This window comes from Winogradskyella sp., from assembly GCF_016744625.1.
Taxonomy (GTDB): domain Bacteria; phylum Bacteroidota; class Bacteroidia; order Flavobacteriales; family Flavobacteriaceae; genus Winogradskyella.
This window is the reverse complement of the sequence record NZ_JADGDZ010000155.1, coordinates 1-2,700: the sequence shown is the minus strand read 5'-3', so window position 1 is coordinate 2,700 and position 2,700 is coordinate 1. Positions and strand designations below refer to the sequence as shown.

General features: G+C 30.7%; 3 protein-coding genes. All 3 read right to left on the bottom strand.

Going from position 1 to position 2,700, the window contains the following annotated elements:
• Positions 1–201 (bottom strand): hypothetical protein (locus tag QZZ53_RS17055; protein WP_296386957.1); only part of this gene is annotated, 201 nt, incomplete at its 3' end.
• Positions 202–207: 6 nt separating this feature from the next.
• Complete coding sequence (asnB, locus tag QZZ53_RS17050; protein ID WP_296386955.1) at positions 208–2,112, bottom strand: asparagine synthase (glutamine-hydrolyzing); 1,905 nt, start codon at positions 2,110–2,112, stop codon at positions 208–210.
• A 14-nt stretch (positions 2,113–2,126) separates the two neighbouring features.
• Positions 2,127–2,700 (bottom strand): glycosyltransferase (locus QZZ53_RS17045; protein WP_296386953.1); only part of this gene is annotated, 574 nt, incomplete at its 5' end.

The following is a 2,700-nucleotide window of genomic DNA, read 5'->3' as shown; positions in this document are numbered from 1 at the left end:
GTTTAAACCTGTACGCTGCAAATTAAATTCAACAGGTGTCGCTCCCATATCACTAATTTGCTGATGATACTTTTCGGTATAGCTTGGTGCTGCCGTGTATACATCGAATCCGTTTTTGATTAAACTCTTTATAAAATCGCCTCTAAATCTAATGAGAGAGCCAGCATAAGATGCTATAAGTAATACTCTTTTATTGCTCATCTTGTTTTAGTTTTGTTTTAGGAAATTAAATTTGTACCATTTTTGGAAGCAATAGTATGACCAAACTCTAAAGGTGCTATCTTTTTTACTATCTAAATGATCTTTAACTAATTTGGTAATAAAGTCTTTATTGAAGATGCCTTGCTCATCAAGCATTTTTGGTTCTATATAACTTTCGAGTTCTTTTCGTAAACTTTGTCTTAACCAATCACCTGTAGGCGAACCGAATCCACTTTTACCTTTTTCTAAAAACTCATCTGGGAATTGATCTCTAAAAGCTTCTTTAAGAATGTGCTTTTTGTTCCAGCCTTTCATTAAATAATTTTCTGGCAATGTGTTAGCGAATTCCCATAATTCTTTATTTAAGAATGGAGCTCTACACTCTAATGAGGTCATCATACTTGTTCTATCGACTTTAGCAAGCATACCTCCTTCTAGACTTAAAACTTTATCGACAAGTCTAAAGTCAGTAAGACTTTCAATTTTTTGCTTTCCAAGAACATTTTTATACTCTTGAAATAAATTTTCCTCATAATAATCTGGAGCTATAATCTCAGCTATTTGGTTACTTGTATTTGCTAAAGAAATAATATCCCAATAGAAATCTCCATCGTAATTAATTGAATTTAATAGCTTATTAATCTGAAATTTGCGTCCACGTGTATCGTCTTTATTGATAAGGTATTTGTTGCTTAAACTTGCAATGGTTTTATGAAGTCCTTTAGGCACAATACTAGTGTACCTTTTGTTCATCTTACCAATATAATATTTATTGTAGCCGCCAAATACTTCGTCACCACCATCACCAGTTAGGGCAACTGTAACATGTTCTCGAGTCTTTTCTGATAGTAGGTGAGTAGGCAAAGCTGCTGTGTCTGAAAACGGTTCATCAAAATTGATTAAAATCTCATGAATATTGTTTTTTAAATCATCTTCATCTATAATAAATTCATGATGATTACCATTTACCATCTTTGCGACTACTCTAGATTTATCCGTTTCGTCATAAGATGCTTTCTTGAAGCCAATAGAAAAGGTATCAATTTTTTTATCTGTAGTTTGAGCTAAACATAAAGAAATGATTGATGAATCAACGCCACCAGACAAAAATGTTCCTAAGCCTACATCTGCAATAGATCTACTATCTACACTTTTATAGACTAAATCTTTGGTTTTTGCTTTTGCATCTTCAAAAGAAATATTTGTAGCCTTTGGTTTTGGCTCAGCATTTATTTTATGGATAGTTGTGTTGTATGATGCTAAATCATATTCTATATAATGATTAGCTTCTAACTTAAAAATATTTTCATATATCGTATGTGGCGCAGGAATGTAAGTTAATCTAAAATATAGATTCAATCCTTTTTTTGAAATATTAGGAGTGAAATCAATAGTTTTAATGATTGACTTTAATTCTGAAGCCCAAATGAATTCTTTATCTGTATGCGTATAATACAATGGTTTTTCTCCAAAAAAGTCTCGAGCAATGAATAGTTTATTTATGTTTTTATCATAAATACTAAATCCATACATACCATCTAACCATTGAAAAGATTCTACGCCATATTTTTCGTAGGCTTTTAATATAACTTCAGTATCACTAGATGTATTGAAAGTAACTCCTTCTGCTTCTAGTTTTGCTTTAAGAACTTTATAATTATAAATTTCGCCATTAAAGACAATAACAATCTGCTTATCATTAGAAAATATAGGTTGCTTACCAGAAGATAAATCAATAATTGATAATCTTCTCATTCCCATTCCAACAGAAAATGTATCATTTTCTTCTGAAAACAAGCCATCTTCATCTGGTCCTCTGTGAATGATAAGATCATTCATGGTATTAAGAATAGAGCTTAACTCATTCTTATTTCGGTTGGTTTTGGCTATAATGCCGTTAATTCCACACATGTATTCTTATCTTATTAATTCTGTATAAATTGATTGAATTTCGAATATATACTATCTAGATGATATTCTTTAGCTCTCGATAAACTCAATGCACTATATTTCTTTCTGTTTTCTGGATTATTTCTATAAAACTCAAGAGCTTTACTTAATCCTATATGATCATCGTTATTTACAAGCAAACCATATTTAGCAATATAAAACTCACCATTTTTAATATCTACATCTTCATTCTCATTTAACAACTCTAAAGGACCAGATAAACAGTTTGTTGATATACAAGGTAATCCTGCAGCCTGAGCTTCTAATAACGCATTAGGAAAACCTTCGGTAAACGAGGACAAAACAAAGCAATTATTTTGTAATAAACGTTCGTTTACGTTTTTAACCTTTCCTGCAAGATTTACATTTTCTTCTAGTTTGAATTTTACAATTTCTTCAGTTAAATAATCATGTAAATTTCCTCCGCCTAGAATTGTAAGTTTATCATCACTTTTAATTTCATTTAAAGCTCTGATAATCATTATTTGATTTTTACGAACATTAAGTGTACCAGCTGTGATAATTTTTAAGACTCTATTACCAGTATTT

Excerpts from the sequence above, each read along its gene's own strand:
- asnB (WP_296386955.1), bottom strand. The coding sequence starts at position 2,112 with ATGTGTGGAATTAACGGCATTATAGCCAAAACCAACCGAAATAAGAAT.